The following is a 15,599-nucleotide window of genomic DNA, read 5'->3' as shown; positions in this document are numbered from 1 at the left end:
ATGCAGCGAGACCGTTCCTTGTTGTTGGGTAACGGTTGGCGCAGCTTGATTCGATGGATCAGGATGTGTGCTTCAGCATGCGCGCAGGGTACGACGGCAAGGGATGAGGCAGCGGTTCATGGTTCGGGTGGCCGGGGAACAGTGGAACACGATGTACGCGGGAGCACCGGCATGACCCGCCCGGTTCGCCAGCGGCCCACCCGTACCCGCCGCCCCCGCGTCACCACCCTGCCCCAGCTCATGGCCACGGCCGTGGAAGCCAATCCGAGCGGACTCGCCGTCGTGTACGCCGACGCGGCCGCCACCCTGGGCACGCTGACCTACGCCGAGCTCGACGAGCGCTCCACCCGGCTGGCGCGGCTGCTCATCGATCGCGGCATCGGGCCCGAGGACCTGGTCGCCATCGGCATTCCGCGCTCGCTCGATTCCGTGGTCGCGGTGTGGGGCGTCGCCAAGACCGGCGCGGGCTATGTGCCGGTCGACCCGAACTACCCGGCCGACCGCGTCACCCACATGGTCACCGATTCGCGGGCCGTGCTCGGGCTCACCGTGGGCGCGGTGCGCGCGGACCTGGCCGACGATGTCGAATGGCTGAGCATCGACTCGGCCGAATTCGTGGCCGAGGTGGGGGAGTATCCGGACGAGGCCATCACCTCCGGGGACCGGGTGCGGCCGCTGCGCGCCGAACACCCCGCCTATGTCATCTACACCTCCGGTTCCACCGGCAAGCCCAAGGGCGTCGTGGTCACCCAGGCCGGGCTCTCCGGCTTCTGCGACGAACAGCGCGAGCGCTACCGCACCGGAACCGAATCGCGGGCACTGCATTTCGCCTCCCCGTCCTTCGACGCCTCGGTGCTGGAACTGCTGCTCGCCCTCGGCGGCGCGGGCGCGCTGGTGGTCGCCTCGCCCGACGTGCTCGGCGGTGACGAACTGGCCGCGCTGCTGCGCCGGGAACGGGTCACCCACGCCTTCATCACCCCGGCCGCGCTGGCCTCGGTCGATCCGGCCGGACTGGACGAACTGCGCGTAGTGGTCGCCGGCGGTGAAGCCTGCCCGCCGGATCTGGTGCGGCGCTGGGTACTTCCGCTCGCCGACGGCGGCACCCGCGAGTTCTACAACGGGTACGGCCCCACCGAGACCACCATCATGACCAATATCAGCGCGCCGCTGGTGCCGGGCGAACTGGTCACCATCGGCGGGCCGGTGCGCGGCATCACCGAATACGTGCTCGACGAGCGCCTGGTGCCGGTGGTGGACGGCGTGGTCGGCGAGTTGTACATCAGCGGTGCGCAAGTGGCGCGCGGCTACCACGAACGGGCCGCGCTGACCGCCGCGCGCTTCGTGGCGAATCCCCTGGACCCCAGCGGCGCCCGGCTCTACCGCACCGGCGACCTGGTGCGGCGCACGCCCTCCGGCGATGTGGAATACCTGGGCCGCAACGACTTCCAGGTCAAGATCCGCGGCTTCCGCATCGAACTCGGCGAGATCGACGCCGTGCTCGGCTCGCACGACAGCGTGGACTTCGCCGTCACCGTCGGCCACAAACTCGACACCGGCGCAACCATTCTGGCCGCCTACGTGCACGCCGCCCCGGGTTTCACCGTCGACGTGGACGAGCTGACCGCCTACGCCGAGCAGAGCCTGCCCGCGCACATGGTGCCCACCACCATCATGGTCCTGGACGTCATTCCGCTGACCCCGGTCGGCAAGCTGGATCGCCGCGCGCTGCCCGAACCGCAATTGCGCACCAAGGAATTCCGGGCCCCGGCGGGCAAACTGGAAGAACTGGTCGCGGGCGTCTTCGCGGACCTGCTGGACCCGGCCGACCCGATCGGCGCCGACGACGACTTCTTCGAACTGGGCGGCAACTCGCTCATCGCCACCCGGGTCGCGGCCCGGCTGGGCCAGGAGATCTCCGCGCGCGTACCCGCCCGCGTCATCTTCACCGCCTCCACCGTGGCCGCGCTGGCCGCACAGCTGGAACCCCTGGTCGGCGCGGGCGGGCGGCCCGCCCTCACCCCGCAGCCGCGGCCCGAACGCATTCCGCTGTCCCTGGCCCAGCAGCGCATGTGGTTCCTCAACCAGTTCGACACCGCCTCGGCGGCCAACAACATCCCGTTCGCCATCCGGCTGCGCGCCACCGAACCCGGCGCCGACGCACTGGATATCGCGGCGCTGCGGGCGGCCATCGCCGATCTGGTGGAACGGCACGAAACCCTGCGCACCGTGTACCCGGCCGTCGACGGCACCGGCTACCAGGTGATTCTGCCCGCCGCACAGGCGATTCCGGACCTGACGCCGAAACCGGTCGCGCCCGAGGAGATTCCGGGCTGGCTGACCGCGCTGGCCGTGCGCGGCTTCGACGTCGCCGCCGAGGTGCCGTTGCGCATCGAACTGGCCGAGGCCGGGCCGGGCGATTACGTGATCGCCGTGGTCGTGCACCACATCGCGGCCGACGGCGCGTCGGTCGGACCGTTCATGCGGGACCTGCTCACCGCCTACTTCGCGCACCACGCCGGCGCGGCCGTCAGCTGGGAACCGCTGGCGGTGCAGTACGCCGACTACACGCTGTGGCAGCGGGCGCTGCTCGGTGACGAGCACGAGGCCGGATCGCTGGCGGCCACCCAGATCGATTACTGGCGTACCGCTTTGGCGGGTATTCCGGACCGGCTCGACCTGCCCGCCGATCGCCCCCGGCCCTCGGTGGCCAGCGGCGCGGGCGCGGTGCACAAGTTCGAGATCGACGCGGCCCTGCACGCGCGGCTGGACGAACTCGCCCAGCGCAGCGGCGCTTCGCCGTTCATGGTCATGCACAGCGCGCTCGCGATCCTGCTGGCGCGGCTGTCCGGCGGCGACGACATCGTGATCGGCACCCCCGTCGCGGGGCGCGGTGAACGCGAACTCGACGACCTGATCGGCATGTTCGTCAACACCCTGGTGCTGCGCACCCGCATCGACCCCGCCGACACCTTCGCCAACCTCCTGGAAACCGCGAAAGAGACCGACCTGGGGGCGTTCTCGCACGCCGAACTGCCCTTCGAGCGCCTGGTGGAGATCCTCGACCCGGTCCGCTCGCAGGCCCACCACCCGTTGTTCCAGGTGGCGCTGTTCTTCCACAATATCGAGACCCCGCGCATGGACCTGCCGGGCTTGACCGCCGAAGCCGTCGAATTCGACGGCGCGGTGGCGAAATTCGATCTGCAGCTGTCGGTGCTGCCGCGTGAACGCGACGGCGCCGCCGACGGCATGACCGCCATGTTCACCTATGCCACCGAGCTTTTCGACGAAGCCACCGTGGCCGGGTTCGCCGATCGCCTGGTGCGGTTGCTCACCGGCATCGCCGACGCGCCCGACACCCGGCTCGGCGACTTCGAACTGCTCGACGGCGCGGAGCGGGATCGAATCCTGCTGGGCTGGAACGATACCCGGCATCCCGTCGCGCCGGAACTGCTGCTCGACGGGTATCGCCGGGCGGTCGCGGCACATCCGGACGCCGTCGCCCTGCACTACGAGGGCACCGAACTCACCTATCGCGAATTCGATCAGCGGGTGAACAAGCTGGCCCGGCTGCTCATCGCCTACGGCGTCGGACCGGAATCGCTGGTCGGGCTGTCGCTGCGGCGGTCGCCGGAACTGGTCATCGGCATGTACGCGGTCATCGCCGCGGGCGGCGCGTACGTGCCGCTGGACCCGGACCATCCGGCCGAGCGCATCGCGCACATTCTCGATACCGCGCAACCGGTCTGCGTGCTCACCACCATCGCCGACGCCGTCCCGGTGCCCGACGACACCGGCGTGGTGTTCCTCGACGTGCTCGACAACAGCGTGTTCAACGGTGCGCCGCTGGCCCCGTCCGAACTGCTCGGCAAGGTGCGGCCGGACCATCCCGCCTACGTCATCTTCACCTCCGGCTCCACCGGCCGCCCCAAGGGCGTCGCCGTCTCGCACGGGGCCATCCACAACCAGACCACCTGGATGCTGGCCGAGTACCCGATGGGACCGGGCGACGTCTACCTGCAGAAGACCGCCACCACCTTCGACGTGTCGCTGTGGGGCTACTTCATGCCGCTGCGCACCGGCGCGACACTCGTGGTCGCCACCCACGACGGGCACCGCGATCCGCAGTACGTGGCGGAAGCCATTGCGCGGCATCAGGTCACCGTCACCGACTTCGTGCCGTCCATGCTCACCGTCTTCGCCGCGCACACCGCGCCGGGCGGGCTCGGCAGCCTGCGCGATGTGTTCGTGATCGGCGAGGCGCTGCCGCCGGAGACCGTGGCCGCCTTCGCGGCGGTCTCGGATGCCAAGGTGCACAACCTGTACGGGCCCACCGAGGCCGCGGTCTCGGTGACCTACTGGCAGGCGCGCGGCGACGAACGGCCCACCGTGCCGATCGGCCTGCCGCAGTGGAACACTCGCGTCTACGTGCTGGACGCGGGCTTGCGGCCGGTGCCGCCCGGCGTGGCCGGTGAGCTGTACCTGGCCGGTGATCAGCTGGCGCGCGGCTACGTGCGCCGGCCGGACCTCACCGCGGATCGCTTCGTGGCCAACCCGTTCGGGGACGGCGAGCGCATGTACCGCACCGGCGACCTGGTGGTCTGGCGGAGCGAAGGGGCGGATCGGCCGCAGCGGCTGGACTACATCGGGCGCACCGACTTCCAGGTCAAGTTCCGTGGTCAGCGCATCGAACTGGGCGAGATCGAGACCGCGCTGCTGGCACAGCCTTCCGTCTCGGCGGCCGTCGCGCTGGTGATGGGCTCCGAGCTCGGTGATCAGCTGGTGGCGTACGCGGTGCCGAAGCCGGGGCAGACCATCGAACAGGGCGAACTGCTGGTCGCGCTCGCAGATCACCTGCCCGCGTACATGATTCCGGCGACCATCGTTGCGCTGGACGAATTCCCGCTGAACCCCAGCGGCAAACTGGATCGCAAGGCGCTGCCCGCGCCCACCTTCAGCGGCCGCGAATTCCGGGCTCCGGCAACGCCGGTCGAGGAAATCGTGGCCGGGGTGTTCGCCGAGGTGCTCGGCATCGAACGGGTCGGCGCGGACGACGACTTCTTCGAACTCGGCGGCAACTCCCTGGTCGCCACCCAGGTGGTGGCGCGACTGGGCGCGGCCGTCGGGGACCGGGTGCCGGTGCGCGCCCTGTTCGAGACGCCGACCGTGACCGCGCTCGCCACCGCCATCGAATCGCGGACGCGGCGCGGGCGGACGCACGAGCTGGGTTCGATCGCCCGGCCCGAACGGCTGCCGCTGTCCCTCGCGCAGCAGCGCATGTGGTTCCTCAACCGGTTCGAGGACCAGGGCGACGGCACCATCGGGGCCGGATCGGCCGCCTACAACCTGCCGTTCGGGCTGCGGCTCACCGGCAGCCTCGACGTCGCGGCGCTGACCGCGGCGCTCGACGACGTGGTGGCGCGGCACGAGGTGCTGCGCACCGTGTACCCGGAAACCCCCGAAGGCCCGGTGCAGGTCGTACTGCCCGCCGGCGCGGACACCGCGGCCGCGCGCCTGGAGACCCTGCGGGTCACCGAGGCCGAGATCGCCGCCACCGTGTACGAGCTCGCGGTGACCCCGTTCGACGTCACCCGCGAGGTGCCGATCCGGGTGCGGCTGCTCGAAATCGCCGACCGCGCAGCCGATTCCGCACCGGAATACGTGCTCGCCGTGGTCGCGCACCATATCGCCGCCGACGGCTCCTCCATGGCCCCGCTGGCCCGCGACCTCATGACCGCGTACGCGGCGCGGGCCGCCGGCTCCGAACCCGGCTGGGCGCCGCTGGCCGTGCAGTACGCCGACTACGCGCTGTGGCAGCGGGCCGTGCTCGGTGACGAGAACGATCCGGAATCCATTGCCGCCCAGCAGATCGGCTACTGGCGACAGGAACTCGACGGTCTGCCCGACCTGCTCGAACTGCCGACCGACCGGCCGCGGCCCGCCGTGGCCTCGCTGGCCGGCGCGCGCATGAACGTGGTTATCGACGCCGACACCCACGCCGGACTGGTGCGGCTGGCGCGCGAACACAACTCGACCCTGTTCATGGTGGTGCACACCGCGTACGCGCTGCTGCTCTCACGCCTGTCCGGAACCGGCGATATCGCCATCGGCACGCCGGTCGCGGGCCGTGGTGAACGCGAACTCGACTACCTCATCGGCATGTTCGTCAATACCGTGGTCTTCCACACCCGGGTCGACGGCAATGCCACCTTCGCCGAACTGCTCGCCCGCCAGCGGGAAACCGACCTGCAGGCGTTCTCGCACGCCGACATTCCGTTCGAACGCCTCGTCGAGGTGCTCAGCCCGCCGCGCTCCACCGCGCACCACCCGCTCTTCCAGGTCGGCCTGTCGTTCCAGAACATGGCGCAGCAGAGCCTGGAACTGCCGGGCCTGACCGTCGCCGGGCTCAGCGCGGAAGTCGAAGTCTCGCAGTTCGATCTGCACCTGATCGTCTCCGACACCTACGACGAAACCGGCGCTCCGGCGGGCATCGGCGGCTTCATCACCTACGCCTCCGACCTGTTCGACGCCGCCACCGTCGCGGGCATGCTGGAACGCCTCTCGCGCCTGCTCGCCGCCGTGGTCGCCGACAGCTCCGTGCGCGCCGGCGACATCGACCTGCTGGCCGAAGGCGAACGCGCCGAACTCCTCGAGGCGCGCAATGCGACCGCCCACCAGGTGGATTCGGCCGCGACCCTGGCATCGCTGCTCGACGCCACCGTGGCGAAGTCGCCGGAAGCGGTCGCACTCGTCGGCCCCGACGGCGAGATCCTGACCTACGCCGACCTGGCCCAGCGCGTGAATCCCCTGGCACGACACCTGATCTCGCTGGGCGTCGGCCCCGAGTCCCGGGTGGCGCTGGCGATCCGGCGCTCGGTGGATCTGGTCGTGGCCATGTACGCGGTATCCGTCGCGGGTGGCGCGTACGTACCCGTCGACCCGGATCAGCCGGCCGAGCGCACCGGCTACATTCTCGAGACGGCCGCGCCGGTGTGCGTACTGACCACGTCGCGCGATGGTTTCGAGCTGCCCGCCGGAATGACGGTGGGTGCTGCCGGGTTCGAGGGTGCCGCCGGTTCTGACGGTGCGGCCGCGTCGGACGGTGGGGCCGGGACAACGGTGCTCCGGATCGACGAGCTCGAGCTGTCGGCCCTGTCGGCGACGGTTGTTGCCGAAGCCGAGCGGGTGTCGCCGCTGCGGCCGGAGAACACGGCGTATGTGATCTTCACGTCGGGTTCGACCGGGCGGCCGAAGGGTGTGGCGTTGCCACATGCGGCGGTGTCTAACCAGTTGCAGTGGAAGACTGCGGAGTTCGGGCTGGGTGCGGATGATGCGGTGCTGTTGAAGACGGCCGCTACCTTCGACCTTTCGGTGTGGGAGTTCTGGTCGGCCGCCGTGTGCGGTGGGCGACTGGTGATCGCCAGTGCCGACGGGCATCGGGATCCGGTGTATCTGAACGAGCTCATGGCGCGCGAAGGCGTCAGCACGCTGCATGTGGTGCCGTCCATGCTGGCGGCGCTGATGACGGAAACCGGTGGGCGGCTGACGGATTCGCTGCGGCGGGTGCTGGCCATCGGCGAGGCGCTGCCCGCTTCGGTGGCGCAGAAGTTCCGGGGTGCGAATCCGGGTGCGACGCTGTTCAACCTGTACGGACCCACCGAGGCGGCGGTATCGATCACCACGCATACGGTGACCGATGCCGACCAGATCGGCGTGTCCATCGGTGCGCCGGAGTGGAACAGTCGGGTGTACGTGCTGGATTCGCGCCTGCGGCCGGTGCCGGTGGGTGTTTCCGGTGAGCTGTACCTGGCGGGCGATCAGCTGGCGCGCGGATACTTCGGCCGGCCGGACCTGACCGCGGATCGCTTCGTGGCCAACCCGTTCGGGCACGGCGAGCGCATGTACCGCACCGGTGACCTGGTGGCCTGGAACGCGGACGGCGAACTGGACTACCGGGGTCGCACCGACTTCCAGGTGAAGATCCGCGGGTTCCGCATCGAACTCGGTGAAATCGAGGCGGCGCTGCTGGCCCTGCCGGAGATCGCGAATGTCGCGGTGCTGGCCAAGTCGGATCAGCGCACCGGCGATCGCCTGGTGGCGTACCTGGTGCCCGCCGGCGCGGATATCGATGTGGCGCAGGTGAAGTCGGTGCTCGCCGCCGCACTGCCGTCCTACATGGTGCCGTCGGCCTTCGTGGTCCTCGACGCGCTGCCCTTGAACGTGAACGGCAAGCTGGATCGAAAGGCCCTGCCGGAACCCGAATTCGAGACCACCGCGTTCCGCGCGCCGTCCACTCCCATCGAAGAGATCGTGGCGAACGTGTTCGCCGAGGTGCTCGGGACCGAACGGGTCGGCGCGGACGACGACTTCTTCGCCCTGGGTGGCAACTCTCTGGTCGCCACCCAGGTCGCGGCCCGGCTGGGCGCGGCCCTCGATGCCCGCGTGCCGGTGCGCCTGCTGTTCGAGGCGTCCACCGTCGCCGCGCTCGCCATCAAGGTGGAGCAGCGGGCGGGGACCGGCCGCAAGGCGCTGGTCGCCGGACCGCGACCCGAGGTGCTGCCGCTGTCGCTGGCACAGCAGCGCATGTGGTTCCTCAACCAGTTCGATGTGGACTCGGCCGCCTACAACATTCCGGTGGCCGTGCGGCTCACCGGCGACCTGGATGTGGACGCGCTGCAGCAGGCCGTCGCCGACACCATCGGACGGCACGAATCGCTGCGCACCGTCTACCCGCAGATCGACGGGGCGGCCCGCCAGGTCGTGCGGCCCGCCGCGCAGGCCGTGCCGGACCTGACCCCGGTGCTGGTGACCGCCGGCACGCTGCCGCATCGCATCGCCGGGATTCTGTCCGCCGGCTTCGACGTCACCCGCGAAGTGCCGTTGCGCGCCAAGCTGTTCCGGGTCGAAGGCGCCGAGCACGAGCACGTGCTGGTGTTCGTGGCGCATCACATCAGCGCCGACGGCTGGTCCATGGGCCCGCTCACCCGCGACGTCATGCTCGCCTACGCCGCGCGCACCAACGGGGAAGCCCCGGCCTGGTCGCCGCTGCCGATCCAGTACGCGGACTACACGCTGTGGCAGCGCGAAGTGCTCGGCTCCGAGGACGACCCGGACAGCCTCATCACCGCGCAGACCGAGTTCTGGCGGACCACCCTCGCCGGCATTCCGGACGAGCTGAACCTGCCGTCGGATCGCCCGCGCCCGCCGGTCGCCTCCATGCGCGGCGGCACCGTCACCTTCGAGATCGGCGCCGAGTTGCAGCAGGCGCTGCAGCGCATCGCGCGGGAACGCAATGCCACCCAGTTCATGGTCATGCACACCGCGCTCGCGGTGTTCCTGGCCCGGCTCTCGGGCACCGCGGACATCGCCATCGGCACGCCCATCGCGGGTCGTGGCGAAGCCGAACTCGACGATGTGATCGGCATGTTCGTCAACACGCTGGTGCTGCGCACCGGGGTGCACGGACAGCAGACGTTCGAGGAACTCCTCGCGGCCGTCAAGGACACCGACCTGGCCGCGTTCGCGCACGCCGACGTGCCGTTCGAGCGGCTCGTCGAACTGCTCAACCCGGAACGCTCCACCTCGCGCAACCCGCTGTTCCAGGTGGCGCTGTCGTTCGAGAACCTGCCCGACGCGGGCTTCGAACTGCCCGGGCTGCGGGTCGGCGCGGTCGAATTCGACAGTGCCACCGCCAAATTCGATCTGCTGCTGACCATCGCGAGCCGCGCCGACGCGGGCGCGACCGCCATCTTCACCTACGCGCGTGACCTGTTCGACGAGGCCACCGTGGAAGTGTTCGCGCAGCGCTTCGTGCGACTGCTCGAGGACATCGTGGCGCGGCCCGAACTGCCGGTCGGCGATCTGGGCCTGCTCTCGGCCGCCGAACACGCCGATCTCGTCGATCGCACCGGCGGACCGGCCGTGCCGCCGCGCACCCTGCCCGATCTCATGCGCGAGGCGGTGCTGGCCAATCCGTCCGGACCCGCGGTCGTGCACCGGGGCCGGTCCTTCGACTACTCGGATCTGGACGCCGCCTCCTCCAAGCTGGCGCGCGCCCTCATCGCCGCCGGTGCGGGACCGGATGTGCCGGTGGCCGTGGCCATCCGGCGTTCCATCGAATCGGTGCTCACCACCTGGGCGGTCATCAAGACCGGCGCCATCTTCGTGCCGATCGACCCGGACTACCCGGCCGACCGGATCGCCCACATGCTCACCGATTCGGGGGTGCGACTGGGCCTTTCGCTGAGCCCGGACATTCCGGCGCTGCGCGCGGCCGCCGGCGGCACCGACTGGATCGCCCTCGACGAGCGGCGCTTCGTGCTCGACGTCGACCGGCATCCCGACACCCCGATCACCGACGCCGAGCGGGTGCGGCCGCTGCATCCGCAGCACGGGGCCTACGTGGTGTACACCTCCGGCTCCACCGGCGTGCCCAAGGGCGTGATCGTCACGCACGCCGGCCTGGCCAACTTCAATGCCGCCCAGATCGCGCGCTACGGGCTCGACTCGTCCACGCGCGCACTGCATTTCGCCACGCCGTCGTTCGACGGATCGATGATGGAACACCTGTTCGCGATCGCCGCGGGCGGCACCCTGGTCGTGGTGCCGCCGGGGATCTACGGCGGCGCCGAACTCGCCGAGGTGATCAAGCGCGAGCAGGTCACGCACGCGTTCATCACCACGGCCGCGCTGTCCACCCTCGACCCGGAGGGCCTGGACAGCCTGCGCATGCTGGCCGCCGGCGGTGAAGCGGTGCCCGCCGAACTCATCGACAAGTGGGCGCTGCCCTTGGCGGACGGCCGGATTCGCGCCTTCCACAATGTGTACGGTCCGACCGAGACCACCATCGTCACCACCATGAGCGAACCGCTGATGCCGGGCGATCGGCTCACCATCGGCGGTCCGATCCGCGGCGTGCAGGCGCTGGTGCTCGACGATCGCTTGCGGCCGGTGCCGGTCGGCGTCGCGGGCGAGCTGTACCTGGCGGGCATCCAGCTGGCGCGCGGCTACCACGAGCGTCCGGCGCTGAATGCCGAACGGTTCGTGGCGCATCCGTACGCCGCCGGGGAACGCATGTACCGGACCGGTGACGTGGTGCGGTGGACGCCGGAGCGGACCATCGAGTACATCGGGCGTTCCGACTTCCAGGTCAAGGTGCGCGGTTTCCGCATCGAACTCGGCGAGATCGACACCGCGCTGGCCTCGCACGAGAGTGTGGACTTCGCGGTCACCGTGGGGCACCGGACCGAGGCCGGGGCCACCATCCTGGCCGCCTACGTACTGCCGGTCGCCGGGCACGAAATCGACACCGCGGCGCTCACCGCGCATGTCGCGGGCCGGCTGCCGGAATACATGGTGCCGACGGCCATTACGGTCCTCGACGCCATCCCGCTGACCCCGGTCGGCAAGCTCGACCGCCGGGCGCTGCCGGAACCGGTGCTCACCCGCCGCGAATTCCAGGCGCCGCGAACGGAACTGGAGCAGACCGTCGCCGATGCCGTGGCGGAGGTGCTCGGCCTGGACCAGGTCGGCATTCACGACAGCTTCTTCGCGCTCGGCGGCAACTCGCTGCTGGCCACCCGGGTGGTCGGCGAGCTGCGCCGCCGGACCGGAGCGAATGTCGTTGTCGCGTGGTTCTTCACCGATCCGACCGTGGCGGGGCTGAGCGCCCGCATCGAAGCGGGGGACAGCCTCGACTCCGATGCCGACGCGAGCCTGCAGCCGGTGCTGCCGATCCGGGCGACCGGCACGCAGCCGCCGCTGTTCTGCGCCCCGCCGCTGTCCGGCCTGGCCTGGCCGTTCGCCGGACTCGCCGAGCACCTGCCGGCGGATCAGCCGATCTACGGTTTGCAGTCGCGGGCGCTGACCGACGACGACTACGACCCGGCCACCTTCGGCGATCTGGTCGCGCAGTACCTGGAGGCCATCCGCTCGGTGCGGCCGCACGGCCCGTACCGGGTCATCGGCTACTCGCTGGGCGGCATGATCGCCCACTCCATCGCCACCGAACTGCGGGCGGCGGGGGAGCGGGTGGAACTGCTCGGCATCCTCGACGCGTTCCCCGAAATCGACGTGGACTACTTCCGCAAGGCGGTCCGCGACGAATTCATGCAGCTCGGCGTCCCGGCCGACGCCTTCCCGGCGGACCTGCGCGAGATGGGCGACGACGCCCTCGCCGCCCTGACCGCCGCCCTGCCCACGGAACTCGCCTCCCTCACCTTCGAGCGTGTGCGCCGGGTCTACCGCGGCGCCATGCGCACCGTCGAACTCGCCGCCGCTTACCAGCCCGACCGCTTCGACGGCCGCCTCGAACTGTTCCGCGCTTCGATCCACAATCCGGGCGAACGCGTCGGCTCACCTGCCGAATGGGAACCGTTCGCCGCCGGAGTGTCCGATTACGTTCTGCCCCTGCGTCATCCGCAGATGACCAGCGCCGAGGCATTCGCCGAAATCGGGCCGCGCCTGGCGCAGCTGCTCGCGAACGGGGGCAGCGTCGAAACGGGCGAGACCACCGGAACGTCCGTGGTGGCACCGGCTGTGGCGAGCGGCCGCACGGAACCCATTGCGGGCGAGAGCGGCCCGGCCTCGGCCTTCGCCGCCGAGCGAGGTGCCGCCGAGCCGAGTTCGGACTCGGGTGCGGACTGGGCGATCACGCAGGTACTGCCGGTCATCAAGCCGGAGGATCTCGCGGCCGGGCTGAAGCCGCACGAGTCCGACGAACTCGATGCAGAGGACGATGAGCTCGAAGCCGACGCGCACGAATCCGTGGAGTCGGCAACGGACGACTCCTCGGAAGCGGCACCGGATCACTTCAGTCTCGGTGATTCTTCGCTGAGTGATCTGAAGGTTGGCGAACCGGCGGAATCCGCTGTGGACGAGCCGGATTCGACGCCGGAACCGGAAACCGAACCGGAACCCGAGCCGGTCGCCGCGCGGCCGGTCACGCCGCCGGTGCCGAATATGGGGCCGCGGTTGACCGCTGTCGGGCAGGTTTCGCCATTGCCCGCGGGGGCGGTCGGGCTGTTGGAGATCGAGCCTTCCGGGTTGTGGGTGCGGGCGATCACCCTGGATATCGCCGCCGATGTGTCCGGTTCGCGGGTGCGGCGGTCCGTCGCCACGCTGCTGGATCGGCATCCGGCGCTGTGGGGACGGTTGCGGCGCACGGGCGACGCGGTGGTGCTGGATATTCCGGGGCAGCCCGCTCCGGCGGCCGCCGCGGTCTGGCAGATCGATCCCAACGTGGAAGCCGTCGGCAATCCGATCGAGGCCGTTATCCAGGCCGCCGCCGCGGAACTGGATCCGGAGAAGGGCTACCACGTCCGGTTCGTGCTGCTCGAGAACCTGCCCGAGGACACGGCGGTGGAACCGGAACTGCGGCCCGCCGCGGTGCTGGTGGTGGTCGCCAACGGGCTCGTCGTGGACGACACCTCGTGGCGCACCATCATCGAGGACCTCACCGCCTCCTGGTCCGGCGGGCACGCCACGCCGCCCAGCGCGGACGCGCACCCGCTCGGCATCGCGCGCGGACTGGCCGAACAGGCCGCCGCGCCCGACACCGTCGGCGAATTGGGCTGGTGGCGCACCGCATTGGCCTCCGCCACCGCCGGCATCTCACCCGACGAGATCACCGCCGGCGGCCGCCCCACCGGGCGCGGCCGGGTGTCGGTGTCCATCACCGGGGAAGGTGCGGCGGCCGTGGACGCGGTGGCGCGCCGCCTGCACGCCGATATCGACGATGTGCTGCTGACCGCGCTCGCCGTCACCCTGCTCGATCGCGACAGCGAATCCGCCCGCAAGGCAACGGGTTCGGTGGTTCGGTTGATCGCCGACGGGCGACTGGCCGGCGATGCCGCGGCCCGGCGCACGGTCGGCGCGTTCAGCACCGCCTACCCGTTCCCGCTGCGGCTCGACGGCGTCGACCTCGACGAGGTGCGGCGCGGCGGACCGGACGCGGGCAAGGCCATCGGGCAGGTGCGGGACGCGGTGCGCGCGGTCCCGGCGCACGGCGTCGGATTCGGGCTGCTGCGGCACCTGAACCCGGCCACCGTCGCCGATATCGCGACACTCCCGGTGGGCCGCATCGGATTCCGGTACCGGGACCTGCGCCCCGCGCGGGTGTACCCGGAACCGGTGGCCGACGACCTCTACCTCGACCTGACCGTGGACACCAGCCAGGACGGCCTGATCGCCCGCTTCGACTTCGCGGGCGCGGTGCTGGAACTGGATGACGTCAAGAAGCTCGTCGAGGGCTGGGTGCAGGCGCTGGGCGGACTCGCCGAACACGGGCGCGCGACCAACCCGTAACATTCAGCGCTATCGCGGCGATGAGTCAGGCCGTATGGTCTGTCGGGGTGCGGCTACCGTCCGGAGAACCCGGTTAGTGCTCGTCAGCCAGTAAATCGACACGAGATGAAGGTGCGAAACATTGATTCGTCGACATGTCCGGAGTGGCGTCGCGAACCGCCGCCGCGGTGCGCGCGCCGCGGCCTTCGTAGCCGCCACAGCGGTGCTCGCCGGTCTGGTGTCCGGCGTCGGCGTGACCTCCGCGTCCGCTGACCCGATCATCGACAGCAAGAAGCTGCTGGCCGATCCCGTTGCCCCGGACGGGTCGAAGATCACCAAGGCCGAGATGAAGGACGGCCGGAACATCCGGCTCTACGTCTACTCCGCGGCCATGGACGCCACCTACCCGGTCGACGTGCAGCGTCCCGCCGACGCCTCGGTGCCGCGCCCGGTGCTGTACCTGCTCAACGGCGCGGGCGGCGGTCAAGACGACGCCTCCTGGGTGAAGAAGACCAATATCGTCAACGGCTTCCTCGCCGACAAAGACGTGAACGTCATTCAGCCCATCGGCGGTAAGTGGAGCTACTACACCGACTGGCAGAACGACGACCCGACGCTCGGCCGCAACAAGTGGACGACGTTCTTCACCGAGGAACTGCCGCCGCTGATCGAGGGCGCGCTCGGCACCAACGGCGTCAACGCCGTCGCCGGCATCTCCACCTCCGGCACCACCGTGCTGCAGCTGCCCGAGGTCAAGCCGGGCCTGTTCAAGGCCGCGGCCGCCTACTCCGGTTGCGCGCAGTTCGCCGACCCGGTCGGCCGTGAGTTCATGCGCCTCACGGTCGAGACCTGGGGCGGCGGCAAGCTGGAGAACATGTACGGCGAGGAGAACTCGCCCGAGTGGGCCGCGCACGATCCGGTCGTGAACGCCGAAAAGCTGCGTGGCACCGAGCTTTACATCTCCACCGGCAACGGGCTGCCCGGCCAGTACGACACCCTCAACGGTCAGTACGCGCTGCCCGGCGCCTACGGCCTGGCCAACCAGCTGATCATCGGCGGGGCCATCGAGGCGGGCACCAACTACTGCACCGCCAACCTGAAGTCGAAGCTGGATTCGCTGGGCATCCCCGCGACCTACAACTTCCGCTCCGGCGGCACCCACTCGTGGGGTTACTGGAACGACGAGTTCATGAACTCGTGGCCGGTGCTGGCCCGCGGGCTCGGGCTGTAGCGCCCGCGCTGTAAAAGCAAGACACGCCCCCGACCGCAAAAGCGGTCGGGGGCGTGGTCGTTGTTGGGGGAAGGCGCGCGGTGGAGAG

1 protein-coding gene and 1 pseudogene are annotated in these 15,599 nt (G+C 70.3%); both read left to right on the top strand.

The features are described 5' to 3' along the window. Positions 1-219: 219 nt before the first annotated feature. Positions 220-14,301, top strand: a pseudogene (locus NY1_RS14020) (amino acid adenylation domain-containing protein); the annotation flags it as partial. A gap of 217 nt (positions 14,302-14,518) precedes the next feature. After that, entirely contained in the window at positions 14,519-15,511 is a 993-nt protein-coding gene (locus tag NY1_RS14015) for an alpha/beta hydrolase (protein ID WP_067712490.1), read from the top strand. Positions 15,512-15,599 lie beyond the last annotated feature (88 nt).

This window comes from Nocardia yamanashiensis NBRC 100130, assembly GCF_001613325.1.
Classification (GTDB): Bacteria; Actinomycetota; Actinomycetes; order Mycobacteriales; family Mycobacteriaceae; genus Nocardia; species Nocardia yamanashiensis.
The sequence above is the reverse complement of the archived record's forward strand: the minus strand, read 5'-3'. Positions and strand labels throughout refer to the sequence as shown.